This window comes from Ancylobacter defluvii, assembly GCF_018390605.1.
Lineage (GTDB): Bacteria > Pseudomonadota > Alphaproteobacteria > Rhizobiales > Xanthobacteraceae > Ancylobacter > Ancylobacter defluvii.
In genome coordinates, this window is record NZ_JAHBGD010000026.1 from 159759 (window position 1) to 186587 (window position 26829).

At 65.0% G+C, this 26829-nt stretch carries 25 protein-coding genes; 10 read left to right on the plus strand and 15 right to left on the minus strand.

Going from position 1 to position 26829, the window contains the following annotated elements; genetic code table 11:
* The first annotated feature begins 141 nt into the window (after positions 1-141).
* The 3 genes from KHC24_RS21650 (at position 142) to KHC24_RS21660 (ending at position 3968) form a co-directional block, all read left to right on the plus strand.
* Positions 142-1578, plus strand: coding sequence for a sigma-54 interaction domain-containing protein (locus tag KHC24_RS21650; protein ID WP_213365639.1), 1437 nt, complete (start codon positions 142-144; stop codon positions 1576-1578).
* Positions 1579-1722: 144 nt separating this feature from the next.
* Positions 1723-3243, plus strand: a complete 1521-nt coding sequence (locus KHC24_RS21655; RefSeq protein WP_213365642.1) for an amidase — start codon at positions 1723-1725, stop codon at positions 3241-3243.
* A 155-nt stretch (positions 3244-3398) separates the two neighbouring features.
* Positions 3399-3968 carry a sigma-70 family RNA polymerase sigma factor gene (locus KHC24_RS21660; RefSeq protein WP_213365645.1) on the plus strand — a complete coding sequence of 190 codons (570 nt, stop codon included), beginning with the start codon at positions 3399-3401 and terminating at the stop codon, positions 3966-3968.
* Positions 3969-4086: 118 nt separating this feature from the next.
* Here the strand turns inward: KHC24_RS21660 and KHC24_RS21665 are convergent, their stop codons facing one another.
* From KHC24_RS21665 to KHC24_RS21730, 14 genes are all read right to left on the minus strand, one after another.
* On the minus strand, positions 4087-4335 hold the full coding sequence (locus KHC24_RS21665; protein WP_213365648.1) for a hypothetical protein: 249 nt from the start codon (positions 4333-4335) through the stop codon (positions 4087-4089).
* A 30-nt stretch (positions 4336-4365) separates the two neighbouring features.
* Positions 4366-4929, minus strand: coding sequence for a methylated-DNA--[protein]-cysteine S-methyltransferase (locus KHC24_RS21670; RefSeq protein ID WP_213365651.1), 564 nt, complete (start codon positions 4927-4929; stop codon positions 4366-4368).
* A 76-nt stretch (positions 4930-5005) separates the two neighbouring features.
* Positions 5006-5335, minus strand: coding sequence for a cytochrome C oxidase subunit IV family protein (locus KHC24_RS21675; protein ID WP_213365654.1), 330 nt, complete (start codon positions 5333-5335; stop codon positions 5006-5008).
* A 5-nt stretch (positions 5336-5340) separates the two neighbouring features.
* Positions 5341-6063, minus strand: a complete 723-nt coding sequence (locus KHC24_RS21680; protein WP_213365657.1) for a heme-copper oxidase subunit III family protein — start codon at positions 6061-6063, stop codon at positions 5341-5343.
* Between the two features lie 27 nt (positions 6064-6090).
* Positions 6091-6798 carry a cytochrome c oxidase subunit 3 gene (locus KHC24_RS21685; protein ID WP_213365660.1) on the minus strand — a complete coding sequence of 236 codons (708 nt, stop codon included), beginning with the start codon at positions 6796-6798 and terminating at the stop codon, positions 6091-6093.
* Positions 6795-8567, minus strand: coding sequence for a cbb3-type cytochrome c oxidase subunit I (locus tag KHC24_RS21690; protein ID WP_213365663.1), 1773 nt, complete (start codon positions 8565-8567; stop codon positions 6795-6797). The genes KHC24_RS21685 and KHC24_RS21690 overlap by 4 nt, the downstream gene beginning before the upstream one ends.
* A 30-nt stretch (positions 8568-8597) precedes the next feature.
* On the minus strand, positions 8598-9431 hold the full coding sequence (locus tag KHC24_RS21695; protein ID WP_213365666.1) for a cytochrome c oxidase subunit II: 834 nt from the start codon (positions 9429-9431) through the stop codon (positions 8598-8600).
* Between the two features lie 52 nt (positions 9432-9483).
* Positions 9484-10275 carry a DUF2189 domain-containing protein gene (locus tag KHC24_RS21700; RefSeq protein ID WP_246547414.1) on the minus strand — a complete coding sequence of 264 codons (792 nt, stop codon included), beginning with the start codon at positions 10273-10275 and terminating at the stop codon, positions 9484-9486.
* 488 nt (positions 10276-10763) lie between these two features.
* The gene (locus KHC24_RS21705; protein ID WP_213365672.1) at positions 10764-12041 is read right to left on the minus strand and encodes a four-carbon acid sugar kinase family protein; all 1278 of its coding nucleotides are present in this window, start codon (positions 12039-12041) and stop codon (positions 10764-10766) included.
* A gap of 8 nt (positions 12042-12049) precedes the next feature.
* Entirely contained in the window at positions 12050-13336 is a 1287-nt protein-coding gene (locus KHC24_RS21710; RefSeq protein ID WP_213365675.1) for a ribulose-bisphosphate carboxylase large subunit family protein, read from the minus strand.
* Positions 13337-13457: 121 nt separating this feature from the next.
* Positions 13458-14018, minus strand: coding sequence for a VOC family protein (locus KHC24_RS21715; RefSeq protein ID WP_213365678.1), 561 nt, complete (start codon positions 14016-14018; stop codon positions 13458-13460).
* Between the two features lie 36 nt (positions 14019-14054).
* Positions 14055-15941, minus strand: coding sequence for a TRAP transporter large permease (locus KHC24_RS21720; RefSeq protein WP_213365681.1), 1887 nt, complete (start codon positions 15939-15941; stop codon positions 14055-14057).
* Between the two features lie 29 nt (positions 15942-15970).
* Positions 15971-16990 carry a TRAP transporter substrate-binding protein gene (locus KHC24_RS21725; RefSeq protein ID WP_213365684.1) on the minus strand — a complete coding sequence of 340 codons (1020 nt, stop codon included), beginning with the start codon at positions 16988-16990 and terminating at the stop codon, positions 15971-15973.
* 71 nt (positions 16991-17061) lie between these two features.
* Positions 17062-17859, minus strand: a complete 798-nt coding sequence (locus tag KHC24_RS21730) for an SDR family NAD(P)-dependent oxidoreductase (protein WP_271180527.1) — start codon at positions 17857-17859, stop codon at positions 17062-17064.
* 271 nt (positions 17860-18130) lie between these two features.
* On the opposite strand from KHC24_RS21730, the gene KHC24_RS21735 reads away from it, so the two are divergent.
* Entirely contained in the window at positions 18131-19183 is a 1053-nt protein-coding gene (locus KHC24_RS21735; protein WP_213365690.1) for a LacI family DNA-binding transcriptional regulator, read from the plus strand.
* A gap of 392 nt (positions 19184-19575) precedes the next feature.
* Here the strand turns inward: KHC24_RS21735 and KHC24_RS21740 are convergent, their stop codons facing one another.
* Positions 19576-20310 (minus strand): GntR family transcriptional regulator, encoded by a 735-nt coding sequence (locus tag KHC24_RS21740; protein ID WP_213365692.1) that lies wholly within the window; start codon positions 20308-20310, stop codon positions 19576-19578.
* Positions 20311-20619: 309 nt separating this feature from the next.
* On the opposite strand from KHC24_RS21740, the gene KHC24_RS21745 reads away from it, so the two are divergent.
* The 6 genes from KHC24_RS21745 to KHC24_RS21770 all read left to right on the plus strand — a co-directional run bounded on the left by KHC24_RS21745 (position 20620) and on the right by KHC24_RS21770 (position 26826).
* The gene (locus tag KHC24_RS21745) at positions 20620-21438 is read left to right on the plus strand and encodes an ABC transporter permease (RefSeq protein WP_246547475.1); all 819 of its coding nucleotides are present in this window, start codon (positions 20620-20622) and stop codon (positions 21436-21438) included.
* Positions 21438-22241, plus strand: coding sequence for an ABC transporter permease (locus KHC24_RS21750; RefSeq protein ID WP_213365697.1), 804 nt, complete (start codon positions 21438-21440; stop codon positions 22239-22241). Before KHC24_RS21745 ends, KHC24_RS21750 begins: the two co-directional genes overlap by 1 nt.
* 82 nt (positions 22242-22323) lie before the next feature.
* Complete coding sequence (locus tag KHC24_RS21755) at positions 22324-23430, plus strand: extracellular solute-binding protein (RefSeq protein ID WP_213365700.1); 1107 nt, start codon at positions 22324-22326, stop codon at positions 23428-23430.
* 5 nt (positions 23431-23435) lie between these two features.
* The gene (locus KHC24_RS21760) at positions 23436-24557 is read left to right on the plus strand and encodes an ABC transporter ATP-binding protein (protein WP_213365702.1); all 1122 of its coding nucleotides are present in this window, start codon (positions 23436-23438) and stop codon (positions 24555-24557) included.
* A complete protein-coding gene (locus tag KHC24_RS21765; protein WP_213365705.1) occupies positions 24554-25312 on the plus strand; it encodes a maleate cis-trans isomerase family protein in 759 nt (252 codons plus the stop codon). The genes KHC24_RS21760 and KHC24_RS21765 overlap by 4 nt, the downstream gene beginning before the upstream one ends.
* A complete protein-coding gene (locus KHC24_RS21770; RefSeq protein WP_246547416.1) occupies positions 25309-26826 on the plus strand; it encodes an amidohydrolase family protein in 1518 nt (505 codons plus the stop codon). The genes KHC24_RS21765 and KHC24_RS21770 overlap by 4 nt, the downstream gene beginning before the upstream one ends.
* The last annotated feature ends 3 nt before the right edge of the window (positions 26827-26829 follow it).

Sequence of the window (26829 nt, forward strand, 5' to 3'; positions counted from 1 at the left end):
GCAATCTGGCTCGTCGTCCATTGCGCAACTTGTGTGCCAGTTTCACAATCTAAGTAACATCAAACAGTTATCTGAAACGGCCCCATTTCAATCGATGCAAAAATGCATCGATTGATACGATGTTGCATCGGAAAAAATGCCATGCGCCTGCCCATCCATCCCTCGGCAGCTATGCCGGATCTGCCGCTGACCGAGAGCGATTTCAGCGAGATCATTCGCAATTCGTTCGACGGAATCTTCGTCGCGGATGGCGAGGGGCGCACGCTGCTGGTCAATCCCGGCTGCGAGCGCAATTACGATTTTCGCGCGGAGGACGTGGTCGGCCGGCTGGTCGTCGAACTGGAGGCGGATGGACTTATCCGCCCGGTCATCGCCCCGCGCGTCATCGCCACCGGCCAGCGTGTGACCGCAATCCAGCGTACCCATACCGGCAAGACCATTCTCGCGACCGGCACACCACTTTTCGACGATGACGGGCGGGTGCGGCGCGTGATCATCAATTCCCGGGATACGACCGAACTCGATCAGTTGCAGGCCGAGCTTTCACGCATTCGTCACAATCTGGCGCGAGCTGAGACCGAAGTCGCACAGCTGCGCCAGGAAGGTTTGCCGCCGGACGGCCCGGTGTTCCATGGCGAAGCGACGCGACGGATCGCCGATCTGCTGCGGCGGGTGTCGGCCTCGGATGCCACCGTACTGCTAACCGGCGAATCAGGTGTCGGTAAGGAAGTGTTCGCCCGCCTCGTGCACCGTGAGAGTGCGCGGGCCAACGCCGCCTTCATCAAGATCAATTGCGGAGCGCTCCCGCGCGACCTCATCGAATCCGAACTCTTCGGCTATGAGGCCGGCGCGTTCACCGGGGCACACAAGAACGGCAAGCCTGGCATGCTGGAGCTGGCCAATCACGGCACGCTGTTTCTCGACGAGATCGGAGAGCTGCCGCTCGACATGCAGGTGAAGCTGCTGCACGTGCTACAGGACCGGACCGTCGCGCGGCTCGGCTCCACCCGCTCCATGCCGCTCGACATCCGCATCGTGGCCGCCACCAACCGCGATCTAGGTCGCGCGGTCGAGGCCTCGACCTTTCGCGCGGATCTGTTCTACCGTCTCAATGTGGTGCCGGTGGTAGTGCCGCCGCTGCGTGAGCGGCGCGAGGATATTCTGCCGCTTGTCCGTCAGGCGCTTTCCGGCTTCAACGCGCAATATCGTACCCACAAGAAGTTTTCCCATGCCGCCGCGCTGGCGCTGGTCGCCTATGACTGGCCCGGAAACATCCGCGAGTTGCGCAATCTGGTCGAACGGCTCGTGGTGACATCGCCCGGCGCGGTGATCGAGGTCGAGGAACTGGCGATTGTCCCGACGCCGCCGCCGGCTGTCGAACGCCCCGAAGAGCCGGGTGTCGAGCGGCTTGGCGTTGAGGGACTGGGCCTCGACGAACAGGTCCGCCGCTTTGAAGCCGCTCTCATCAGGGGCGCTCTGCAACGCTTCTCCACCACGCGAGCCGCGGCGCGCCATCTCGGGGTGAGCCAGTCCACCGTCGTCCGGAAGATGAAGGGCACGAGCGAAACGCGGCGCTGAGACTGTCACGCGAGGCACGATCTCCTCTTGCTTATTTTTAGAACGAACGTTTTAATTTGAGAGCATCCTTTCATCCGACATGGCGTTTCGCACATGAGGCATCTCAGGCTTCCGGCCTTCCCGCTTCCCTCCGCCGAGATCGACATGATCGGCTGGACCATTCCCGACCTGCGGGCTGGCTATGAGGCAGGACGCTTCTCCGCTTCGGCTGTCGCGGCGGCTTGTCTGGCGCGGATCGCCCGGCTGGAGCCGTATCTAAATGCCTTCATCAGCGTGAACATGGCGCTCATGGAGGATGCCGCACAGGTCGACGCAGAGTGGAGGGCCGGAGTGAGAAAGGGCCCCCTCCATGGGGTGCCCATCATCATCAAGGACAACATGAACGTTGCGGGCGTGCGGACCACGGCCGGCTATGCGGGCTTTGCCTCAGATGATCGGGTCGTCGACCCATCCGGCGGGGTCTTCAACGGCATCGACCTCGTACCCGAGCGCGATGCCAGCGTGGTGTCGAGGCTCAAGCAGGCCGGCGCGCTGATTGTCGGAAAGAGCAATCTGCCCGATTTCGGCCTAGACGGGCTGCGCGCCGATTCGAGCTATAATGGCGATACGCTCAACCCATACGACGCTCGGTTCGCGCCGGGGGCGTCGAGCACGGGAAGCGCGGCGGGCGTCGCGGCCGGATTTGGCATCGCATCGCTGGGTACCGACACGGCCGGCTCCATTCTGTTTCCGGCCTCGGCCCAAAGTCTCGTCGGCCTGAAGCCGAGCTTTGGCATGGTGCCGATCGACGGCGTCTTTCCGGGCCTGTCCAGTCATCACGACGTTGCGGGACCCATCGCCAAGACCGTGTCCGATGTGGCGATTCTGATGGACGTCCTGGCCGGGCCGGCATCCGCCGATCCGCGAACCGCGCGTCGCGCCGGCAGGCCGGATTTCGTGTCCGCCCTGGATGCCCATGCCTTCAAGGGAGCGCGGATCGGACTGTTCGAGCCCGGCCAATGGGCGCCCGACCTGCATCCTGCGGTCGCCGAACATTATCACGTCATGACCGAGGTGCTGACAGGGCTCGGCGCCGAACTCGTCCCCGTAGTCTTTGCCGATACCGACTGGCGGGCACGTTGGGAGAGCCGGACCTCGTTCGTCGGCACGAACTCCTATCTCGCTGGTGTGGACGCCTTCCTGGGTGCTCTCGGCGGTTCCAACCCCGCGTCGCGATCGGCTTTCAGGGAGCGCGCCGGCTTCGAGATCGGTGTGGCCACCACCGCTCCCCTGCACGGGCTTCTGTCGAGCGCGACCATCAATGTCGGCGCTGAAGATGCCGGCATGGTGGCGGTCATCGAGCAGGCGGCCGCCTTGCGCGCGCACTACGAGGCGATCCTGCGCGACAAGCGGATCGATGCCCTTTTCTTCCCCCGCTCGGTCAACCCGCTTCCCGATATCGGCGGTGATACCCTGGCCTATCTCGGCGATCAGGTCGTCGGCACCGAGATCAATGAGATGGGCCTTCCGGTTGTCACGGTTCCCGCCGGTTTCCTTGAGGACGGGCGCCCCATCGCGGTCGACATTGTCGGGGCTGCGATCGACACGGACGCGGCCATTTTGGCCTTCGCTTATGCCTTCGAGCAGGCAACGCTGCTGCGGCGGCCCCCTCCCCTGTCCAGTTAGCGCCCGACTCTCTGAAATGCCCGGTGCCAAGCGATCCGTTTGCGGGTACACCCGATAAGAATAGCGGTCACGCTATCGCCGCACCCCTCCCGGAGAATAGATTGGGCATTATAAAATAGCCCGGTAAGAGCTGGCGGAGCGCGTACGAGGCGTATGTGACACAGGCGGATCGCGAGAGTGAGTGGGCCGCCGACATGCGCGCTGCACTAGCGGGCGACGCTGATGCGTATCGCCGGTTTCTGCACTCGGTGACGCCGCATCTGCGTGCCGTGACCCGCAAGAACTGTGCCCAATACGGGGCACCCGTCAGCGATGCTGAAGACGTCGTTCAGGAAGCGTTGCTAGCGATCCATCTGAAGCGCAGGACATGGGACCCGGCACGGCCCATCACGCCATGGATTTCGGTCATCGTCCGCAACAAGCTGATCGATATGCTGCGCCGGTCGGTTCGGCTTACCGTCCCCATCGACGACCTCACCGAAGTGCTCGCCGCCGAGGAGCAGGTCGACAATTCACCTGCTGTCCACATCGGGAGCTTGATCGACAGACTGAAGGATCGTCAGCGTGCTGTTGTTCAGGCCGTCAGCATCGAAGGCTGCACAACCCGGGAAGCGGCCGCCCGCCTGCGCATGAGCGAGACGGGCGTTCGCGTGACCTTGCACAGGGCGTTGAAAGCCCTCGCGGCGCTTCATCAGTCGAACCTCGATGAGCCTCAGGGTCCATGACCATCTGCACCACGTCCGCGCCCGCCGAAGCCACTCGTCACTGTATTCTATTACGAAGTAAATACTCGCATATTCAATCTTCACGCCTCATTATTACTTCATTATCGGCCGGCTAAGTTCAGGACACATTGATGAGATCCTGAAGATGAAGTTGGCTGCGAGGCAGATGGCCGATAAGAAGGTGTGGGAAAGTTCCAAATTCAGCGGCGTGAAACAAAATCGATAGTTGTGGATCCAAGCTGTTTGGATCGATCTGCAGGTAGTTGGTGTCCGCGTTGTCTGCGAGCTGACGAGCCAAGCGCGAGCGCGCCATCACGCCGCCGCCATGTAGCAAGTGCCGGAATGGCTTCCTGATCCGCTTCGGCATCCGCGCCGCGTGGCGGCCAGTCGGTATCGTTCAGAACCCGAAAGACTGTTGCGCCTGTGGTGGCCGACCGACATGGACGCCCTCGATCTCCAGCATGCGGATCTTGGTGGCGGAGCCGCCCGGGGCAGAGAAGCCGCCAACCTTGCCGCCGGCCGCGAGCACACGGTGGCAGGGAATGAGCAGCGCCACCGGATTCTTCGCCATGGCCTGCCCGACATCGCGCGCCGCTTCCGGTCCGACGCCGAGCTGCCGCGCCAGCGTGCCATAGGTCGTGGTCTCGCCCCAGCCGACCTGCCGCGCCGTGTCGTACACCTGCCGGAAAAAATCGTCCTGATCGCCGAGGTCGAGCGTAAAGCGCGAAAAATCGACCGCCTCGCCGGCGAAATAGCGCTTCACCGCGGCGACCGCCTCGTCGATCTCGCCGCGAGGCGTGCCGGGTATGGCCTCCGGCACGCGCCGCAGCAGATTGTGCTCGGTCGCCTCGGCGCTGTGCGTCGGCAGCTGGAAACGGGTGATGCCGGCATCGCTCCAGGCGATGCCGCAATAGCCGCCCGCCGTTTCGAAGACGAGATAGTGCTGCGCTGACTGGCCCATGGCATGGTCCTCGACTTTCAACTCCCATGAAAATCGTTGGCCAAGGCGGCAATTTCAACCCGATCTCGTCACCCGCTCACAACAGGCCGGGATGAAGGGTGCGGCTCAACAGCGTGTAGTCGGACTCCAGTACCATGATGACGACGAAGACCAGCACCGCGCCGATCGGCAGCAGGATGGCATAGATCAGGGCCAGCCGCTCCCAGGCCATGTGCATGAAGACGGCGACGATCAGCCCCGCTTTGAGCATCATGAACAGCAGGATCAGCGAATATCTGAGATGCCCCTGCAGATGGAAATAGTCGACCATGTAGGAGCAGGCGCTGAGCACGAACAGCCAGCCCCACACCATCAGATAAAGCCGGATCGGATGGTGCGCGCTGTCATGGGTTGCAACATGGGTCATTTTGCTCACCACAGATAGAAGAAGGCGAAGATGAACACCCAGACCAGATCGACGAAGTGCCAATAAAGTCCCATGATCTCGACGGATTCGTAGTTCCCCTTCCGGCTGGTGAAGAAGCCGCGCCTCCCTACGTCATAATCTCCGCGCAACACCTTGCGTGCAATGACGATGAGGAAGATCACGCCGAAGGTCACATGCGTGCCGTGGAAACCGGTGATCATGAAGAAGCTGGAGCCGAACTGCGCGGCGCCCCACGGATTCTCCCACGGCCGGACGCCCTCATGGATCAGCTTGGTCCATTCGAAGGCCTGCATGCCGACGAAGGCGGCGCCCAGCACCGCCGTTGCCAGCATGAGCATGGCGGTGGTGACGCGGTCGCGCCGGTAGCCATAATTCACTGCCATCGCCATGGTGCCGCTGCTGCTGATCAGCACGAAGGTCATGATGGCGATCAGGAGCAGCGGGAATGACGTGCCGCCGATCTCCAGCGCGAACACCTCGCTGGGATTGGGCCATGGCACCGTCGTCGACATGCGCGCCGTCATGTAGGAGATCAGGAAGCAGCTGAAGACGAAGGTGTCGCTCAACAGGAAGATCCACATCATGGCCTTCCCCCAGGAGACGTTCTTGAACGCCCGCTGGTCGGACGCCAGATCGGCGGCGATGCTGGCAAGGCCGGAGGATTGCCGGGCCTCGTCCACCTCGTTCCTCAGCGAGATCTGGACCATAGATCGCTCCTTCGGCTCAGGACATCTTCAGCTCAACGCTTGACGACAGATCTCGAAGAATTCGCCGGCCCAGCCGGCGATCAGCGCAAACAGGACCAGCCACACGACGAGCAGGAAGTGCCAGTAAATGGCGCACAGCTCGAGGCCGAGCCGCAGCCTGTCCCGCTCGCCGCGGCCTTCGTAGCTGCCGAACGCGCGAAACGTGACGCGCGCCAGCGCGACGAGCCCGCCCAGCACGTGCAGCATGTGCAGTCCGGTCATCAGATAGAAGAAGGCATTGGCGGGATTGGCGGCGAGGAAATAGCCCTCCCCCACCAGTTCGCGCCAGACCACCAGCTGGCCGATGACGAAGGCGAGCGTGAAGACGCCGGCAGCGATCAGCCCGAAGCGCACGCCATCGAGGTCCGCATGGCGGGATTGCCTCTTGGTCCATTCCAGCGCGGCACCGGCGAGGATGAGCAGGCCGGTGTTGAACCAGAGCAGCCGCGGCGCCGGCAGCGGCCACCAGTCGGCGGACTGCAGCCGCATCGAATAGGCGCTGATGGAGAGCGCGAACAGCACGCCGGCCACCGCCAGGAAGATGCCGAGCCCGATCTTCGTCGGCGGCGGGCGTACGCCCGGTAGCTCGTCGATGAAGCCGATCTCCAGCCAGGGCTTGGACATGATCCGCTGCGTCGACAGCCACCAGGCGGCGATGACGATGACGATGGCGAGGAAGGCGACGACGATGATCATGGTGCCCGGCTCGCGATCTCGCCGGCCAGCGGCGGCTGATTCTGCGGGATGAAGTCCTCCGGCGCGCCGGGGACATTGTAGTCATAGGCCCAGCGGTAGACGATCGGCAGTTCCTTGCCGAAATTGCCGTGCGGCGGCGGCGTCGCCGAAGTCTGCCATTCGAGCGAGCAGGCGCGCCACGGATTGCCGCCAGCCTCGCGCCCATGGCGCAGGCTCCAGATCAGGTTGAACACGAAGGCGAACTGCGCCGCCCCGACCAGCAGCGCCGTCACCGTGATGAAGATGTTCAGGTCGTGAGCCGACTGCGGATAGATCGCGGTCTCGCCCATCTCGTAATAGCGCCGCGGCACGCCCATCAGCCCGAGATAATGCATCGGGAAGAAGATCAGATAGGCACCGAGGAAGGTGACCCAGAAATGCAACTGTCCGAGCGGCACGTTGAGCAGCCGCCCGGTCACCTTCGGATACCAGTGATACAGGGCGCCGAAGATCACCAGGATCGGTGCCACGCCCATTACCATGTGGAAATGGGCGACGACGAACATGGTATCGGACAGCGGCACGTCCACCACCACATTGCCGAGGAACAGCCCCGTCAGCCCGCCATTGACGAAGGTGACGATGAAGGCGAGCGCGAACAGCATGGGTACGGTGAGGTGGATGTCCCCGCGCCACAGCGTCAGCACCCAATTATAGACCTTGATCGCGGTCGGTATCGCGATGATCAGGGTGGTGGTCGCGAAGAAGAACCCGAAATAGGGGTTCATGCCGCTGACATACATGTGGTGCGCCCACACCACGAAACTGAGCGCGCCGATCGCCACGATCGCCCATACCATCATCCGGTAGCCGAAGATGTTGCGCCGGGCATGGACGCTGATGAGGTCGGAGACGATGCCGAAGGCCGGCAGCGCGACGATATAGACCTCTGGGTGGCCGAAGAACCAGAACAGGTGCTGGAACAGGATCGGGCTGCCGCCGCCATAAGGCAGGCGCGCGCCCTGCTCGATGATCTCCGGCATGAAGAAGCTGGTGCCGAGCAGCCGGTCGAACAGCATCATCACGGCGCCGACGAACAAGGCGGGAAAGGCGAGCAGCGCCATCACGCTGGCGGTGAAGATGCCCCACACGGTGAGCGGCATGCGCATCAGCGTCATGCCGCGGGTGCGGCCCTGCAGCACGGTGACCACGTAGTTGAGGCCGCCCATGGTGAAGCCGATGATGAAGATCATCAGCGAGACGAGCATCATGATGATGCCCCAGGCGAGACCCGGCGTGCCGGCGGTAATCGACTGAGGTGGATAGAGCGTCCAGCCGGCGCCTGTCGGCCCGCCCGGCACCGCGAAGCTGGCGAACAGCACCACGACCGCCAGCAGATAGAACCAGAAGCTCAGCATGTTGGCATAGGGAAACACCATGTCCCGCGCGCCGAGCATCAAGGGGATCAGGTAATTGCCGAAGCCGCCGAGGAACAGCGCGGTCAGCACATAGACCACCATCATCATACCGTGCATGGTGATGAGCTGGTAATAGGCATCGGCGTCGATGAAGGAGAGCGCGCCGGGGAATGCCAGCTGCACTCGCATCAGCCAGGACAGCATCAACGCGACCAGACCGATCGACAGCGCGGTGACGGAATATTGCACGGCGATGATCTTCGCGTCCTGGCTGAACACATAATGCGTCACCCAGCTCTTCGGATGGTAGAGCTCGACATCTTCGACTTCGGCGGGCGGCACGCCGCCCACGCCAAGCGGAACATCGACCATCGACACCCTCCCTCGGCAAGGTCGCCTTGCCTATTGTTGCACCTCGACTTCGCCCTTCTGACCTTTCGTTCCGTCCTGCTGCGCGACCATCCGCCTCTGCTGGCTATCTAGCCAGACGTCATAGGAAAGCTGCTCCTCGACCACGACCGATCCGCGCATATAGGGATGGCCGGTGCCGCAGAGTTCCGCGCAGAGGATGTCGAACGTGCCGGTGCGTGTCGGGGTGAGCCAGAAATAGGTGCTGGAGCCCGGCAATATGTCCATCTTGGCCCGGAACTCCGGCACGTAGAAATTATGCAGCACATCGGTGGAGCGCAGCACCACCTTGATCGGCTTGCCGATCGGCAGATGAAGATCCTCGCTCTGCACGACGACGTCGTCCCGGCCGTCGGGATCGTTCTTGTCCAGTCCAAGCGGATTATCGTCGGCAATACTGTCGATGCTGCTCCTGCCGAGCTTGCCGTCCTTGCCCGGCAGCCGGAAGCTCCATTGCCATTGCTGGCCGACGATCTCGATCTCTGAGGCGTCCGGCGGAACGGTGATGAAATGGTTCCACACGAACAGGCCGGGCGCCAGCATGGCCGCGACCCCGAGGCCGGTGATGACGGTGAGGCCGGTTTCGAGCCTGCGGTTCTCCGGCTCGAAAGCCGCCTTATGACCCTCGCGGTGGCGGAAGCGCCAGACGCAATAAGCCATGAACAGCAACACGGCGACGAAAACGACGCCGGTGATCCAGAAGGTGATGATGATGGTGTCGTCGATATACTGCCAATTCGACGCGATTGGCGTCCACCACCATGGACTCAGGAAATGAAACAGAACGGAGCCGATGGCCACCAGAACAAGAACCAGGACGACATGCATCACATATATCCTTGGCCGCCGTTCGATCTGCGATCCCCGTTACTGTGCGTTCCTATTGGACGACCTTGCGATAGAGATGCCACGTGGCATGACCGAGCACCGGCATCACCACGACGAGGCCGACCAGCAGCGGAAGGGAGCCCAGCACCAGCCCGCCGGCGACGATGAAGCCCCAGGTGAGCATGGGCACCGGATTGACCATGAAGGCGCGGACCGAGGTGCGCACCGCGACCGACACGCCGACCCGATGGTCGAGCAGCAGCGGGAAGGACACGGCGCTTATGGCCAGCACCGCCACCGCGAACAGGAAACCGACACCGACGCCGAGCACGATCAGCGCCCAGCCCGGTCTGGTGGTGAAGACCGCGGCGATGAAGGCCGACGCCGATTCCGGCAGCTCGGGGCCCAGCGTCATCCGATAGATCCCCATCGCCACGAGCAGCCAGACCAGGAAGATGCCGACCAGCAGCAAGCCGAGTTCGATGATGGCGGCGAGCGAGGGCGAGTTGAACACGCCGAAGGCATCGGTCCAGGTAACCGATTGGCCCTGCTCACGGCGCCGGCTCATCTCATAGAGCCCGGCGGCGGCAAACGGGCCGATCAACACGAAGCCGGAGACCAGCGGAAACAGCAAAGGCAGGAGGCCGTTGCCGAGCGTCGCGGCCCCGATCAACAGGCCGGCCAGCGGGTAGATCAGGCAGATGAACATGACATCCGTCCGATAGGCGCCGAAGTCGCTGAATCCTCGTATCAGCACATCCTTGAGATCGGCGACGGTGATCCGCCGCACCTGGGGGACGACCAGTCCCGCTTCTTCCGCTGGGGAATGAAAAGCATGCTCCATCGATCTCACAGCACCGAAGGTGTGCCTGATCTGATCGAAGCTCCATTCAACAGGATTCCGGACCGTCATCGCCATTCCTCCCGAACGACTTGCCCGAGGAAATATCAGTCGCGATTGGACGCGCCCAAGAAATACAGATCACGGACGTGCCGCGACTATCTGAAAGGCAGTATACGCCGAGCAAATCCTCCTGTCAGCTTGCTTCTATGGCATCAGCGAAAGCAAAATAGGTAAATGGTACTTACCGGCAGATCAGATCGCCAAGATCCATTTCCGTCTCGCATCGGTCACGTTGGAAAGCGTCGAGGTGTTACGCTCGACCAAGGTCGCCGCAGCGTGGACGAACTATCTTCGCCGAGCCATATCGCCGGACCGCGTCAAGACCATCCTGGAAGACATCGAGGTGTCAGATCGCAAGGACCATTAGGGCGGCGTCGTTATCGCTCCCGTCCCCCATGATAGCTCAAGCACGAGCCACGAAGAGTTACTCACTGCCCGCCCACCGCGGCGAAGAAATCGCGCGGCCCCATCTGGCCGCCCTTCAGAATGATTTCCAGCCCATCGAGCCATTCATGATCGGTATGCGCGCGGCACAGCGGCGCGCCGGGAACGCAGGCCGCCCGATAGGAAAGTCCCCAGATCGGCAGGGCCCGCACAGCCATGGTCGAAGTGTCGCCGCCGGCGATGACGAGCCGCGCCGGTCGTGCTTCCTCCAGGATGGCAGCGAGCATCTTGCCGGTGGCCGTCGCCACCGCGCCCGCTTCGACGGACAAGCCGTCCGGGCGATCGGTAACCAGCATCACGTCGCCTCGGCCGAGCGCTGCGACTGCCTCGTTCCGCAGGTGCAGGCCGTAAGCCTCGTCGGACAGGAGCCGGCCCGGATCAACCGCGAGCCTCGCATAGCTGTGTGTAGCCTCGACCTGGCCGCGCGTAACCGGCGACAGGCTACCGACCAGCGCAAGCACCGGGCCCTTCGACCGTAGCCCATACGACACGCCTCTATCGACGCCGCTACCGGCAATCTCAGCCCCGACACCGGCGAGGGCGCGGGCGACCGAACTGGGGCCGACGGCCAGCATCGGCCGTGCGTCCATGCGCGAAGCCACCAGCCGGCCGATCGCCACCAGATCGGCCTCGCGGGCGACATCGAACAGCACGACGCCGGCCTCGTCCGGCAGATGCATCGTACCGGATGTCTCGTCATGAGTGCGGTAGTCGACCAATCCGACCCGCTCCAGTCCCTGCGCGGCGAAGTGGAGGCGCAGGTCCGCCTCCGTCATCGGCGTGACGGGGTGCCGGCTCATGGTAGGATGGCGGTCGATGCGATGCACCGTGCCGTCACCGGCCGCGGCGAACAGCTGGCCGAACAGGCAATAGCGCCCGAGATTGGGCTGGCCGCCGACGATCGGCACCAGCGGATTGGGAAAAAACGCCCGCAGTGCGGCAACCGCCGCCCCGATGCTGCCGACCTGCGGCGCGCTGTCGAAGGTCGAGCAGCATTTATAATGCAGGAGCGCCACACCGGCCGCCGCAAAGAAGCGCCCTGCGGCCTCGAGCTCGCGCGCCATGTCGGATGGCGCCATGGTGCGGGTGGCGCCGGCGATGCCGATGGCGTCGAGCGGTCCGGCCGCCGTGAGTTGCTCCGGTGTCGGGAGGCCCAGGAACAGCAGCGCGCGCCAGCCGCGTTCGGCCAGCGTCGCCAGCGTGTCGGTCGCGCCGGTGAAGTCGTCGCCGTACCAGCCATATCGCGGCGTTGGTGTCGCCATCGCCGCTCTCACGCCGCCTTGCCGCCGAAGAAGGCCAGCGCCTGGCCGAGTTCGGCATGCGTCCGGGCCGCCTCGTCGAGCGGCACGCCGGCAGCGACCGCCGCCCAGGCCTGGCGGATGCTCGCCACGCCCGCCTTCGCCCCACCGGGATGGGCGAGGATACCGCCGCCCGCCATGAACAGCAGATCGTCATGGCCGATGGCGTCCCAGGTCGGCTGCGCCGTGCCGGCCCACTGGCCGGAGGAGAAGGCCGGCAGCACGCGGTCGTCGATTCCCGGCGCGAGAGGGGTCACGCAGTCCTTCGCCGAGGCGACCACTTCCTCGTCCTCCTGTGCGAACTTGCCCTGCACGCCATGGACATGCATGTGGTCGACGCCGGCGAGCCGCCATAGCACCTGATAAGCCTGGAAGGAGATGCCGAGCAGGGGATGGCGCGAGAAGGCGCCATAGCCGTTGCGATGGCCGTGCAGCGCGAGATCGGTCGAGCGGCGCAGGGTCTCGACGGCCGAGAAGCCGCACCAGTTCAGGCTGGCCATCACGCAGGTGCCGCCCTCGCGGGCCACGAGGTCGGCATGCCGGCGCATGGCATCGGTCTCGTCGGTTATGTTGAAGGCGACCATGACCTGCTTGCCGGTCCGGTCGGCATGCCGGCGCACCGCCGCCATCACCGCCGGCACGCGCTGCACCAGCGGGGCATGATCGGGATTGGCCGAGATCTCATCGTCCTTGATGAAGTCGAGGCCGCTCGCGCAGAGATCGGCGACCAGCGTTGCCGTCTCCTCGGCGCTCAGCCCGACATTCGGCTTGATGATCGAGCCGACCAGCGGCCCGCTTGCGACGCCGGTGAGCGCGCGGGTGCCGGCAATGCCCTGGCGCGGCAACGGGAAGCGCGCGCGATAGCCGGCCGGCAATGCGAGGCTCTCAAGCCGGAGCCCCGTGACCTCGCCGAGGTCGAACAGATTGCCCGCGACCACGGAGGCCAGCGTCGGCAGGTTCGCCCCGACATTGGCGGTGGGGAACGAGATCGTCACGCGGGCCCGGCGCCACGGCCCGTCCACGCGCTTGCGCGCCAGCCAGGCGTTGGGCAGGCTCGGCTCGCCGACGCTTTCAAATTCGTCGACACGAGTGACGAGCGCGCGGGTCCGGGCACGCAGTTCGTCGGTCTCGCCGGCCACGCGGGTGAAGGTGCCGCTGGACTGCTCACCGGCCATCACCTCGGCGACCCTGGCCGGATCGAGCGGCGTCTCGATCAGATAGCTCGCGTCGAACCGTTCGGAAAAAGTTTGGATAGACATGGGTTTACCCTTCGCCGGGTCGTTCCCGGTCAGGCATCGCAAGCCGCTGTCCCGCCGCGGCGGAAACCGGCGGGAATGACATCGTTGGTCTCGGCGGGCCGGGAGGAAGCCCGGCCTCGCGTCATGCCGCCGCCGAGCTGCCGGCCAGCCGGGCGAGGTCGGGGAAGGGCCGCACCGGATCGGTGCCGTCCCAGCTTTCGGACGCTTCCCGGATCAGGCGGAACATCTCGCCCTTCGGACCGGCGACCTCCGACAGCTCGATCACCGTCCCCGGATGATAATGGGTGTCGAAATAGACGAACCGGCCGCGCTCGCCGACCTCGCCGCTCATGACGGGGGTAAAGCCCTGCACCAGCAGCCGCTCAAGATCGGCGTCGTAGTCCGACGTCCAGTAGGCAACGTGCTGCAGGCCGGTGAGGCCGGCATCGGTGAAATCCCTGTACATGGACGGCACGTCGTTGCGGCACTGGATCAGCTCGATCTGCAGCGGCCCGGAATTGGCCAGCGCCACCGAGTTGTGCGGCTCGTAGAGATCGCCCTTATAGCGATAGTTCCGGATCGGAACCCTTGGATTGTAGAAGAAGGGACCGATGCCGAGCACCCGGCTCCAGTAATCCATCGCCGCCTCGATATCCGGGACGACGTAGCCGGCCTGACGAATCTGGCCAAAGAAGCGGCTCATGGGATGCGTTCTCTTGCTGTGAGATAAAGAGGAGGATCAGGAATTGAGGAAGCCGATGGAGATCCACGGCACGGCCGCAACCAGAAGCAGGCCAAGCAGAAGTGCCAGCAGATAACCCCAGATGAACTTCAGTCCTTCATCCGGGTTGATCTTGCTGATGGCGGCGGCGCCGTAGTAGCCGACGCCGAAGGGCGGGGCGAACAGGCCGATCCCCATCGCGAAGATCACCACCATCGCGTAGTGGACCTCGTGAACGCCCACCTGCTTGGCGATGGGAAACATCAGCGGGCCGAACAGCACGATGGCGGGGATGCCCTCCAGCACGCTGCCGAGGATGATGAAGGCGACGATCGAGACGCCTAGGAAGCCCCAGGTGCCGCCGGGAACGCCCGCCATCAGCTTTGCCAGATCCTGCGAGAAACCCGATTGGGTGAGGCCCCACGCCATGGCGGTGGCGCAGCCGATGATGAAGATGATCGCACCGGTCAGCGAGGCGGTCTCCACCAGCATATGCGGCAGGCGGCGCCAGTCGAACCGGCGGTAGATCAGCAAGCCGGCCACAACGGAATAGGCGATGCCGATGGTGGACACCTCCGTCGCGGTGGCGACGCCCTCGACCACGGCGGCGCGGATCACGAAGGGCAAGGCTATGGCCGGCGCGGCGACGAGCGCCAGCTTGAGGATCTCCGGCGCCGTCGGCCGTGCCAGCTGGCTCAGATCCTCGCCGCGATAGCGCCACCAGACCACGATCCACAGCGCCGCGCCCAACACCAGCGCCGGCAGCATGCCGCCGGTGAACAGCGCGGCGATCGACACGCCGGTGACGGAGCCTATGGTGATCAGCACGATGGAGGGCGGAATGGTCTCGGTCTGCGCGCCGGTGGCCGACAGCAGCGCCAATAGGTCGCCGGGCTTGGCACCGCGCTTTTTCATCTCCGGGAACAGCACGGGCGCGATCGCCGCCATGTCGGCGATCTTCGAGCCGGAAATGCCGGACACCAGGTACATCGCGCCGATGAGCACATAGGACAGGCCGCCCCGCACATGGCCCAGAAGCGAGGCGAGGAACTGGATCATCGCACGCGCCATGCCCGTCATCTCGATCAATGCGCCGAGGAAGATGAAGAGCGGCACCGCCAGCAGGATGAGATGGCTCATGCCTTCGTCGAGGCGCCCCACCATGACCAGCATCGGCGTCGACGTGGTGAGCGACAGGTAGCCGAAGGTCGCCAGCGCGAAGGAGAAGGCGATCGGGACCCCGGCGAAGACATTGGTCGCGACGACGCCGACGAAGAAGACCAGCAGGTTCAGCTTGCCGAGCGGCTTGAGCACGGGCCCCGCCAGCCAGAAGGCGAGCATGAGCAGCGCGGTCAGGACGATGGCGAGGACCACCGGCCAGAACGTGCCGGAGCGCATGAGCCGCAGGCCGCCGGCAGCCAGCATCAATGCCATGCCGGTCGGCAGGGCAGCGGCGCGCCAGGCATTGGAGATCTCCAGCGCCGGCGTGACGATGAACGATTCCTCCTGCGCATATTCCAGCGCATGCGGCAGGATCAGCAGCAGGAAGCCGATCGAGGCGGTCAATGCGAACACCTCCAACAGCGCGCGCAGCCGCGGCGGCACGCGGCTGACGAGCCCGGTCATCCGCATGTGCTCGCCGCGCCGCAGCGCCACCACCGCGCCGAGCATTGACAGCCAGAGGAACAGGATCGAGGCCAGCTCGTCCGACCAGACGAGCGGCGCGTGGAAGCAGTAGCGGGCGACGACGCCCACCCCAAGGACGATCACCTCGATCGCCACCAGCGCGGCTGTCGCCGCCTCGACGGCGCCGCCCAGGACGCGGTCGATCGCCACCGCCACGCGCGCGATGCCGAGAGGAGCCTTCGATGCCTCGACGGTCAGGGATGCTGCGTGTCCAGCCATGTTCTGTCCTTACCAGTAGCTGCGACGTGTCAGGCGAGCCGCCCTACCGTACCTTCCAGCACGCTCCAGGCCTCATTGCCGAACCGCCCTTGCCATTCCTGGTAGAAGCCGGCCTCGCGCAGCTTGGCCTGGAAGCCTTCCGGCTGCGTTTCGTTGAAGGCGAGCCCCTTGGCGGTGAGCTGCGCGCGCAGCGTCTCGTTCAGCTTGCGCAGGTCGGCGCGCTGCTGCAGTCCGGCCTCGTTGAAGGCACGGGAGACGATGGTCTTGTCGTTGTCCGGCAGGTTGCGCCAGGAACGACCGTTGAAGACCATGTGATAGCCGTCCCAGCTATGGTTGGTGAGCGAACAGAACTTCTGCACCTCGTAGAGCTTGGCGGTCTCGACGATGGCGAGCGGGTTCTCCTGCGCGTCGACGACCTTGGTCTGCAGCGCCGAATAGACTTCACTGAACTGCAGGCTGGTCGGCGACGCGCCCAGCGCCTGGAACAGCGCGATGCCCATCGGGCTGACCGGCACGCGGATCTTGAGGCGGGCGAGATCCGCCGGGCCGGTGATCGCCCGGTTGCTGGTGGTGATCTGCCGGAAGCCGTTGTCCCACATCTTCTCGAAGGTATGGAGCCCGACCTTGGCGAAGGCGGCCCGGATCAGATTGCCCAGCGGCCCGTCGACCGCGCTCCACACCTGGTCGTAATTGGCGAAAGCGAAGCCGACGCCGGTGATGGCGCTGATCGGGGCAAGGGTGGCGATCACCAGCGTGCCGGCATTGAAGATGTCGATGCCGCCGCTGCGCACCTGCGACAGCATGTCGGTGTCGCCGCCGAGCTGGTTGTTGGGAAAGACATCGACCTTGATCCGGCCGTCGGTCTCGCGCGCGATGCGCTCGGCCGCCTCATTGGCGCGGATGTTCAACGGATGGCTCGCCGGCAGGTTGTTGCCGAATTTCAACGTGATGTCGGCGGCACGTGCGGGACGCGGCAGGCTGACGGCGAAGCCGGCTGCCGGTACGAGCAGCAGGCCCTTCATGAAGCGTCGGCGGGTGGTGGCGGTCATGGTCGTTTCCTCTGTTGTAAGCCTTGCCTTCTGGCAAATGCTCGAAAGGCCCGCGGCTGCGGGCCGGCCGTCTAGTTGCAGCGCGCGTGCAGGCCGCCATCGACGAACAGCTCGACGCCGTTGATGTAGCGGGCCTCATCGCTGGCGAGGAAGACGGCAGCATGCGCCACGTCCCAGCCATCGCCCATCCGACCGGTGGGCGACATGCGGTGACGCGCGGCGACCATCGCCTCATCGTCCTGATAGAAACCGGAGATCTGCTTGTAGATGTGCGGGGTGTCCATCACCCCCGGCAGGATGCAGTTGGCGCGAATGCCCTTGCCGGCATATTGCAGCGCCACGCTCTGGGTGAGGCTGTTCACCGCGCCCTTGCTGGCGGCATAGGCGCAATACGCATAGCCGGTCCAGCGCACGCCGCCGAGGGCGCCGATATTGACGATGGCGCCGGCGCCCTGCGCCTCCATGACCGGCAGCACTGCCCTGCAGGTCAGGAACATGCTCTTGACGTTCACCGCCATCACCCGATCCCAGGTCGCCTCACTGGTTTCGGCCGGGCCTCCCTGGGAGGTGATGCCGACATTGTTGTGCAGGATGTCGACCCGGCCGAACGCGGCCCGGGCGGCCTCGACGCTTCCCTCCACCTCGTCCAGCCGCGTGGTATCGGCCGTCACCGCAATGGCCTCGAACCCTTCCGAAGCGATGACAGCACGCGTGGCCTCGGCGGCCGCGGCATCGAGATCGACGGCAACGACGCGAGCGCCCGCACGGGCATAGGCCACGGCCGCAGCCTTGCCGTTGCCCCATCCCTCGCCGATCGAGCCGGCCCCGAAGACGATCGCCACCTTGCCGTTCAAACGCGAACCCGACACCTGCTTCTCCTGCGTCTCGCCTGCATCATCGCTGGCAGTGTTCTGATGTAATTGATGGCTTTTGATGCGAGATGCGGAATTGGAGGCCATGCCCTCCTTCACGCTTCCGCGCGCCTCGGCGCGACCAGCGCTCGCCTTACCCTCAATGGAATCGCGTTCATCTGGGTCTCCCATCCCCGACCGTCTGCTGCGCATTTTGCGCTTGCGGGAAATTTACGTTCGCCTAGAACTTTGGGTCAAAGCCCAATTTTGATGTTATTTGATGCTTCCTATGTCGATCGAGGACAATACCAAGACCCGCCAGCTTCCAACCCTTGCCGATGTGGCAGCGCGTGCCGGCGTCTCCACGGCGACGGCCGACCGCGCGCTCAACGGCCGGCCAGGAGTGAGGCCCACGACGTTGCGCCGGGTGCTGCAGGCCGCCAACGAACTCGACTACATCACCGATGCCAGCGAGCGCGCCTCCGCCGGCTTGCGGCCGTTGCGCCTCGCCTTCCTGCTCCCAGCCGGTGAGAACAGCTTCGTGACCATGCTGGGCCGCCTGGTCGGCGGCGCGCAGTCGCAGTTTGCGGCAGTGAACATGTGCGCACGAGTCGAGCGCATCGAGAGCTTCCGTCCCGACCTGCTCGCCCAGAAGCTGAGGAAGATCGGACGCGAGGTGGACGGCGTCGCCTTCATGGCGCTGGAGCATCCGCTGGTGCGCGAGGCAGTCAACGGCCTGGCCGAGCGTGGGGTGCCGACCGTCACTCTGATCACCGATGTCGGCAACAGCGCGCGCGTCGCCTATGTCGGCCTGGAGAACCGCTCGGCAGGCCGCACCGCCGGCTATCTGATCGCCCGCTTCATCGGGCCGCGGCCAGCCAAGGTGGCGATGATCGCCGGCAGCCTGAGCTATCGCGCGCATGAGGAGCGCGAGATGGGCTTCCTGCATCTCTTCGAGGAGGCGTTTCCCGCGATCGAGGTGGTCGGGCTGCGCGAGGGGCTGGACGAGGATGCGCGCAACTATCGCCAGACCAAAACGCTGCTCGGCCGGCATCCCGATCTCGCCGGCATCTACAACATTGGCGGTGGCCCGACGGGCGTGGCGCGCGCACTGAAGGAAGCGGGCCGCCAGCACGACGTGGTCTTCGTCGGCCATGGCCTGACGCGCGAGACGCGGGCGCTGCTGCTCGACGGGACCATGGATGCCGTCATTACTCAGAATCCGCAGGCAACGCTGGCGAACTGCATCACGATCTTCGCCAATCTGCGTGCCGGCCGCCCCGCGACGGAAGCGGTGCCCGCGCCGTCCATCGACGTCATCTTCCGCGAGAATTTGCCGTGAAGTTTCAATAGAACAAGGTCACTCGGGACCACGGCACGGCCGCCGTGTTCGGGGAGTGTTTGCGTTGGCTTACGCACCGATATGGACCGTTGCCGGAACACGCGGCCGACATGCTGCTGGAGGCGGTGGATAGTCTATCGGTCCTATAAGCGTCCGCTCTCAGTTGGCTGTTCAACTCCTGCACCTGATGCGGCACGCCCGGCAGACGATTATCTTTCGTTTCCGAGATCTGGCGCAACCAAAAGCTGGCTGCCCATCGAAAAGGTGGACACTATGCACCGTGGAATGTTCGACGCATCATCGGTGCAAAGCCACCACGACAACCCAGGCACATTTGGGAGCTGGCACCCGATTGCAGATCGCTGGTTGGGTTCGCGATCAGCCTTGCGAGCTCACCTTCCGGCAAACAATCGGCCGAGGTCGACGCTTTTGCGGGTGTCGCGGTCCAGATCGAGCCTTTCCTCGACATTGCCGAGATGCTCCTCCATCAGCGCGGTTGCTCGAACGGCGTCGCCCGCCAGAATGGCCTCGAGGATCATCTGGTGCTCGTGATGCGAGCAGCTCGGCTGGCCCGGTTTCTCATAGACCAGGATCACCAGCGCCTCGCGGGTGATGAGCTCGCGCAGGAAGCGCAGCAATATGTCGTTTCCGGCAATTTCGGCCAGCAGCAGATGGAACTCGCCGGATAGTCGGACCATCTCGTGCCAGTCGCGGCGCGCCTCGGCGGCAACTTCCAGCGCAATATGGCGGTTCAGCGTGGCGAGTTCCGCCTTGCCGATCCGGCCGGCCAGCAGCCGCACGATGGTGCCCTCGATACCGCGCCGGGCTGCGAAGATCTCGCGAGCCTCCTTCGGCGTCGGCTGGAACACCGATGCGCCCTTATTGGGCTCGATCGTCACCAGACCCGCATAGGCGAGCCGCGCGAACACCTTGCGGATGCGCGCCCGGCTGACTCCGAAGATTTGTCGCATCTCGTCTTCGCGCAGCCGCGTGCCGGGCGGCAGATCCTGCGCGGCAATGGCGGCATGGATCTTCGCGTAGATGGCGTCGTCCGTGCCGCCCCCGTGCTCGTCGCCCTGCGCGTCCGCACCCACTTCCACGTCGCCGGTCCCGTCCTTGCGTGCCATCGCCCACCGCATCGAAATCGCGACGGTATGTAGACATGTAGCCGATTGGATGTCGAGCGGAGTGCTTATTTTTGCAGCACGAACAGCGAATAATTCGTGCACATAAATTGATTGTTTTGTCGACAATCTTATATACGATTATCGACATCAAAACGGCGCGCTGGCGCCGCCTCCTCACCGATGAGGTTGCCCGTGTCGCTCGTTCAAATCGACGGCTCCCCACCGATTCCCGCCGTAGCGGCGCCCGCAGCTGCTGCCCCGCGTCGTCGGAACCTGCTGCCGGCGCTTATTCTTCTGGGACCTGTCGTGATGTTCTTCATCGCGGTCTTCGTCATTCCAGTCGGATTGATGGTGCGCTACAGCTTCCTGCAGCAGCTTCCCGACGGCACGCTGACCGGCAATTTCACGCTGGCGAACTACATCCGGCTCGGCGCGGTCGACCTTTATCGCAACGTCGTCGTCACCACGTTGCGCATCAGCCTGTTCACCACCCTCGGCGCGATGCTGCTGGCCTACCCGCTAGCGCTGGTCATCGCACGCGGCCCGGCCATGATCGGGCGGGCCATCACCGTGCTGGTGATCGCGCCGCTGCTGGTGAATGTCGTGGTGCGCGCCTATGGCTGGCGCATCATCCTCGGCAACGGCAACAGCGGCGTGCTCAACTGGGCGCTGTCCTATCTCGGCCTCGGGCCGGTCGAAATTCTCTACACCGAATGGGCCGTCATCATCGGCTCGATGCAGGTGTTCCTGCCGATGATGGTGCTGCCGCTCGCCGCCGCCATCGGGCGCATCGACCCGGCCGTGGAGGACGCCGCCCGCACACTCGGCGGTTCGAGCCTCGCGGTGTTCCGCCGCGTGACGCTGCCGCTCAGCGTGCCGGGTCTCGGCGTCGGCTGCACGCTGGTATTCTCGCTCACCGCCTCGTCCTTCATTCTGCCGGCGCTGCTTGGCGGCAGCTTCACCAAAATGCTCGGCACGCTGGTGGAGGAGCAGATCCTCACCGTGTTCGACTGGCCGTTCGGTGCCGCCATCGCCACCGCGATGGTGCTGATCGTGATGGCGATCAATCTCGCCTACATGGCGTTGATCGAGCGCCGCTTTCGCTCCCGTGCGATGGAGGCCGCGTGATGTCGGAAAATGGTCTCGGGCGCGCCGCGCCGCTCATCTACACCCTCACCGGCCTCATCGTCCTGTTCCTGCTGCTGCCGCTGATCTTCCCGATCGTGCTGTCGATCTCCGACACGCCGTTCATCACCTTCCCGCCCAAGGGTTTCACCCTGCAATGGTACGGCAAGGTGTTGCAGGATGCCGACTTCACCTCGTCCTTCGGCTTCAGCGTGCTGCTCAGCACGACGGCCGCCTGCGGCGCCGTGCTGCTGGGCACCCCGACCGCTGTGGGACTGGTCAGGCTCTCCTTTCCCGGCAAGGGGTTCATCCAGGCGCTGGTTCTCTCGCCGCTGATCTTCCCCTCGCTGGTCACCGGAATCGCATTGCTGCGGCTGTTCTCGTCGATCGGCTCGAATGACGCCTTCCTCAACCTTTGGATCGGCCATGTTCTGGTGACGACGCCCTATGTGGTGCGCACCGTCTCGGCGAGCCTCGTGGTGGTCGATCCCGGCCTCGAGGAAGCCGCCCGCACGCTGGGCGCGGGTCGGTTCACCGCCTTCTGGCGGATCACGCGGCCGCAGATCATGCCGGGGCTGGTGGCCGGCGCGCTGTTCGCCTTCGTCACCTCGTTCGACAATTACGCCGTCTCGATGTGGCTGTTCGATGCCTCGCATGTGCCGCTGCCGATGATGATGCTCTCGCTCATCAGCCGCATGTTCGACCCCGGCATCGCCGCCATCGCCTCGCTGATGATCTTCTTCTCGCTGTTCATGGTGCTGCTGCTGGAACGCCTCGCCGGCTTGAGACGCGCCATGAGTTTCTAAACGCCCGCTTCTTACCCGCATCGCCTTTCATCTCGATCGCTGCGCGCGGCCCGGGCCGGAGCGCGAACCCCGGAGTTTTGCCATGACAATCAAGCTGACGACCAAGCCGCTCTCCACACCCCTGAGCCGCCGCAACCTCCTGAAGGCGGGCGCCGCCACCGCCGCCGGCCTCGCCGCCCCCAGCTTCTTCGTCCGCAATGCTTGGGCTGCCGGCAAAACCATGCAGATCGGCATCTGGGGCGGGGTGCAGGGCGAATTCATCCGCAAGCAGGTGCTCCCTAGCTTCGAAAAGGAGTTCGACTGCAAGGTCGACGCCCAGCAGGGCTCGACGCTCGGCCAGATCGCGCTGCTGCGCGCCGGCAAGGATGCGCCGAAATTCACCGTGATGTTCGTCGACGATCTCGGTGTCGAGATCGCCAAGCGCGAAGGGCTGATCGACCCGCTGCCCAGGGACAAGATGCCCAATCTGGCCAAGGTCTATCCGCGTTTCATCTACAATGACGGCTACGGCGTCGCACTCGCCATCTCCTCGGCCGGGCTGTTCTACAATCCGCAGGCGACCAAGCCGCTGGAAAGCTATGCCGAGCTGTGGGACCCGCGCTTCGCCCGCAAGGTCTCGCTGGTCGGCACCAAGACCACGCCGAGCGTGTTCACCGTGATCATCGCCGCCGCCATCGCCACCGGCAAGCCCTACAAGGAAGCGCAGTATCTCGCCGACCAGGCCTGGCCGAAGCTGAAGGAGCTGAAGCCCAACGTACTGAATCTCTACAGCACCGACGACGCGCCGCTGCTGGTGGCGCAGGGCCAGGGCGCCATTGGCGGGCCGGAATATTCCAAATACGTCTATCCCTACAAGCTGAAGGGCGCGAGCATCGACATGTGCTTCCCCAAGGAGGGCGCGTTCACCGGCGTGAACTGCCAGATCCTGGTGAAGAACGCCCCGAATGCCGATCTCGGCGCCGAATTCATGAACCGCATGCTCGATCCGGCGATCCAGCAGGGTCTCGCCGAGACGGCGCTCGCCGCCCCGGCGGTCAGCGGCCTCAGCTTCAAGCCGGAGATCGCCGGCCTGCTCGCCTATCCCGAGAGCAAGATGGACGAGCTCGGCCTGTTCAGCCCGGACTGGGCCTATGTGAACTCGGTCCGCTCCAGCTGGATCGAGAACCTCAATCAGATCTTCACGGCGTAACGACAATGGCGAACCCGCTTCCCGAACGGACGATCCGCGCGGCCGACATCGCGGTGGACGACGTGCAGAAAGATTACGGCGGCCATCGCGCCGTGCACGGCGTCAGCTTCACCATCGAGCCGGGACATGTGCTGTCCCTGCTCGGCCCTTCGGGCTGCGGCAAGACCACGATCATGCGGATGATCGCCGGTCTCATCGACCCCAGCGGCGGCGATATCCGTATCGCCGGCCGCTCGGTCACCCACACGCCGGTGCATCGCCGCAATATCGGCATGCTGTTCCAGAACTACGCACTGTTCCCCCACCTTACCGTCGCCCGCAACCTCGCCTTCGGGCTGGAGATGCGGAAGGTGCCGAAGGACGAAATCGCCCGCCGGGTGACGGCGACGCTCGCCACGGTGCGGCTGTCATCCTTCGCCGAGCGGTTGCCGCACCAGCTTTCCGGCGGCCAGCAGCAGCGCGTCGGCCTCGCCCGGGCGCTGATCGTCGAGCCGTCCGTTCTGCTGCTGGACGAGCCGTTCGGTGCGCTCGACAAGAAGCTGCGCGAGAACATGCAGATCGAGATGCGCCAGCTGCAGCAGCGGCTGGGCATCACCACGCTGATGGTCACGCACGACCAGGACGAAGCGCTCACGCTGTCCGACCGGGTGGCGGTGATGAATAATGGCCGCATCGAGCAGGTCGGCACGCCGCGCGAGGTCTATGAGAACCCGGCGACCCGGTTCGTCGCCAGCTTCATCGGCACCTCGAACTTCTTCCACGGCCGCGTCACCCGCCGCGAGGCCGGCGGTTATATCGTCACCACCGGCGACGGCCTCACCCTCGCGCTGGACGGCCTCCCGCCGGCCGACGGAAAGGCCACCATCGCGCTGCGCCCGGAATCGGTGCGGATCGCACCGGCCCATGGCGATGCCGGGCCGAACGCGGCGCGGATGACCGTCGAGCAGGTGGTCTATCACGGCATCACCACGCATTATTATCTGCGGCGCCCCGGCGAGGAACCGCTGATCGCGGTGCGCCAGAACGATGTCGTCGATGCCGTAGCGCCCGATATCGGGCCGGGCAGCGAGGTGCTGGCAAGCTGGCAGGCCGACCGCAACCGGCTGGTGCGGGAGGACGCCGCGTGAGCGGGAGCCCAGCCTTTCCCTCGCTGCGCCCGAAGTATCGCGCCGCCATCGGCATGATCACGCCCTCGGCCAATCTGGTGGTCGAGCGCGTGACCTGCGCCATCCTGTCCGACTTCCCCGAGGTGTCCCCCCACTTCTCCCGCACGCCGGTGTTCGGGGCCAGGGATCTGTTCCCTGACGATTACGATTGGGACGGCATGCTGGCCGCCGCCCATTTGCTGGCGCAGGCGCGGCCCGACGTGATCGTATGGAACGGCAGCAAGGGCGCGACGCTCGGCTTCGCCACCGACCGCGAACTCTGCCGCCGCGTGACCGACGAGACCGGCATTCCCGCCACCACCTCCTCGCTGGCGCTGGAAGCCGCGCTCGGCAGCCTTGGCGCGCGCCGCATCGCCGTGGTCGCCCCCTACGCCGGCGACTACCAGAACAAGCTCGTCGCCGGCTTCGAGCGCGAGGGGCTGGAGGTGGTTGCAGAAGCGCATCCCGGCATCGCCGACAATCTCGACTACGCCGCCGTTCCCGATGCCGACATCGCGGCGATGATCCGCGACGTCGCAACCGCCCAGCCCGACGCGATCCTCACCTGGTGCACCAACTTCCCCGCCGCCTATGTGGTGGATACGCTGGAGCGCGAACTCGATATCCCGATCCTCGATTCCGTGACGCTGGCGGTCTGGCATGGACTGGACATGGTCGGCCGGGCCGATCCGCGAGGGCGGCGCTGGGGCCGGCTGTTCGACGGGCCCACGCCATGAGCACGCTGTTCCGGGGCGTCCATCTGCTCGAGCTCGACGGTGATCGCGGCATGTCGCCGGCCACCGATGTGCGGGTCGAGGGCAATCGCATTACAGCGGTCGGCGTTGAAGCGGCCTCGCGCTCACCTAACGACGTCCGCGTCATCGACGGGCGCAGCAAGCTGCTGATGCCCGGCCTGATCAACGCGCATTTCCATTCGCCGGTGAACCACATGAAGGGCCGGCTCGACAGCCTGCCGCTGGAAATCTTCATGCTGTACGAGTCCCCGGCGCTGGAGGCGCTGCGCCCCAGCCCGCGCGAAGCCTATGTGCGCACGCAGCTCGCCTGCGCCGAAATGCTCAAGACCGGCGTCACCGCCGTGCAGGACGACGCGTTCTTCATCCCGGAGCCGACCCCCGACATTATCGACGCGGTGATGCAGGCTTATGCCGATAGCGGCATCCGCGCCACGCTGGCGCTGGACGAGCCCAACCTGCCCGAGCTCGACAAGCTGCCCTTCCTCAAGGAGCTGCTGCCGCCCGACATGCGCGCCGAACTGGCGAAGCCACGCGCGTTCGGTATGCAAAGCCTGCTCGGCATGTATCATCACCTCATCACCCGCTGGCATGGCGCGGAGGGCGGGCGGCTGCGTGCCGCCGTCTCCTGCTCCGCGCCGCAGCGCGTCTCGCCCGCCTATTTCCACGCGCTGGACGATCTCAGCTGTACCCATGGCCTGCCGTTCTACGCCCATATGCTGGAGACCAAGCTGCAGCGCGTGCTGGGGCGTGAGCGCTTCAACGGTCGCTCGCTGATCCGCTACGTCTCCGATCTCGGCCTGCTGTCGAGCCGCATGAACATCATCCACGCCGTCTGGGTGGACGAGGATGATCTCGACCTGATCGCCGCCGCCGGCTCGGTCGTCGCCCACAACCCGATCAGCAATCTGCGGCTCGGCAGCGGGGTGATGCCGTTCCGCGCCATCCGCCAGCGCGGCATTCCGATCTGCCTCGGCACCGATGAAGCCATCGCCGACGACGCGGTGAACATGTGGGCGGTCGCCAAGATGGCCGGCCTGATCCACAACATCGCGGGTCCCGATTATGAAAGCTGGCCCCGCGCCGGCGAGATCCTCGACTGCCTGCTGCGCGGCGGCGCCCGCGCCATGGGGTTGCAGGACGAACTTGGCGCCGTCGAGGCCGGCCGGCTCGCCGACCTGACGCTCGTCGATCTCGACAGCCTCGCCTTCATCCCGCTCAACGATCTGCACCGCCAACTGGTCTATTGCGAAAGCGGCGCCTCGGTCGTGCTCACCATGGTCGCCGGCCGCATCGTGTTCGAAGATGGCCGCCTCACCACCATGGACGAGGCCGCGCTGCGGGCCGAGGCGCGCGAACTCTTCGCCGCCCGCTCCCCGACGCTGCACGCCGCTTCGAAAGCCGCCGGGCGACTGCTTCCCTATTACCGCGCCATGTACGCCAAGGCCGCAGCCTCGGACGTCGGCATGAACCGCTGGGTCGGCGATGCCCGCCACTAGGAA

Excerpts from the sequence above, each read along its gene's own strand:
- KHC24_RS21650 (WP_213365639.1), top strand. The coding sequence starts at position 142 with ATGCGCCTGCCCATCCATCCCTCGGCAGCTATGCCGGATCTGCCGCTG.
- KHC24_RS21655 (WP_213365642.1), top strand. The coding sequence starts at position 1,723 with ATGATCGGCTGGACCATTCCCGACCTGCGGGCTGGCTATGAGGCAGGA.
- KHC24_RS21665 (WP_213365648.1), bottom strand. The coding sequence starts at position 4,335 with ATGCCGAAGCGGATCAGGAAGCCATTCCGGCACTTGCTACATGGCGGC.
- KHC24_RS21670 (WP_213365651.1), bottom strand. The coding sequence starts at position 4,929 with ATGGGCCAGTCAGCGCAGCACTATCTCGTCTTCGAAACGGCGGGCGGC.
- KHC24_RS21675 (WP_213365654.1), bottom strand. The coding sequence starts at position 5,335 with ATGACCCATGTTGCAACCCATGACAGCGCGCACCATCCGATCCGGCTT.
- KHC24_RS21680 (WP_213365657.1), bottom strand. The coding sequence starts at position 6,063 with ATGGTCCAGATCTCGCTGAGGAACGAGGTGGACGAGGCCCGGCAATCC.
- KHC24_RS21685 (WP_213365660.1), bottom strand. The coding sequence starts at position 6,798 with ATGATCATCGTCGTCGCCTTCCTCGCCATCGTCATCGTCATCGCCGCC.
- KHC24_RS21690 (WP_213365663.1), bottom strand. The coding sequence starts at position 8,567 with ATGGTCGATGTTCCGCTTGGCGTGGGCGGCGTGCCGCCCGCCGAAGTC.
- KHC24_RS21695 (WP_213365666.1), bottom strand. The coding sequence starts at position 9,431 with ATGCATGTCGTCCTGGTTCTTGTTCTGGTGGCCATCGGCTCCGTTCTG.
- KHC24_RS21700 (WP_246547414.1), bottom strand. The coding sequence starts at position 10,275 with ATGGAGCATGCTTTTCATTCCCCAGCGGAAGAAGCGGGACTGGTCGTC.
- KHC24_RS21705 (WP_213365672.1), bottom strand. The coding sequence starts at position 12,041 with ATGGCGACACCAACGCCGCGATATGGCTGGTACGGCGACGACTTCACC.
- KHC24_RS21710 (WP_213365675.1), bottom strand. The coding sequence starts at position 13,336 with ATGTCTATCCAAACTTTTTCCGAACGGTTCGACGCGAGCTATCTGATC.
- KHC24_RS21715 (WP_213365678.1), bottom strand. The coding sequence starts at position 14,018 with ATGAGCCGCTTCTTTGGCCAGATTCGTCAGGCCGGCTACGTCGTCCCG.
- KHC24_RS21720 (WP_213365681.1), bottom strand. The coding sequence starts at position 15,941 with ATGGCTGGACACGCAGCATCCCTGACCGTCGAGGCATCGAAGGCTCCT.
- KHC24_RS21725 (WP_213365684.1), bottom strand. The coding sequence starts at position 16,990 with ATGACCGCCACCACCCGCCGACGCTTCATGAAGGGCCTGCTGCTCGTA.
- KHC24_RS21735 (WP_213365690.1), top strand. The coding sequence starts at position 18,131 with ATGTCGATCGAGGACAATACCAAGACCCGCCAGCTTCCAACCCTTGCC.
- KHC24_RS21740 (WP_213365692.1), bottom strand. The coding sequence starts at position 20,310 with ATGGCACGCAAGGACGGGACCGGCGACGTGGAAGTGGGTGCGGACGCG.
- KHC24_RS21745 (WP_246547475.1), top strand. The coding sequence starts at position 20,620 with ATGTTCTTCATCGCGGTCTTCGTCATTCCAGTCGGATTGATGGTGCGC.
- KHC24_RS21750 (WP_213365697.1), top strand. The coding sequence starts at position 21,438 with ATGTCGGAAAATGGTCTCGGGCGCGCCGCGCCGCTCATCTACACCCTC.
- KHC24_RS21755 (WP_213365700.1), top strand. The coding sequence starts at position 22,324 with ATGACAATCAAGCTGACGACCAAGCCGCTCTCCACACCCCTGAGCCGC.
- KHC24_RS21760 (WP_213365702.1), top strand. The coding sequence starts at position 23,436 with ATGGCGAACCCGCTTCCCGAACGGACGATCCGCGCGGCCGACATCGCG.
- KHC24_RS21770 (WP_246547416.1), top strand. The coding sequence starts at position 25,309 with ATGAGCACGCTGTTCCGGGGCGTCCATCTGCTCGAGCTCGACGGTGAT.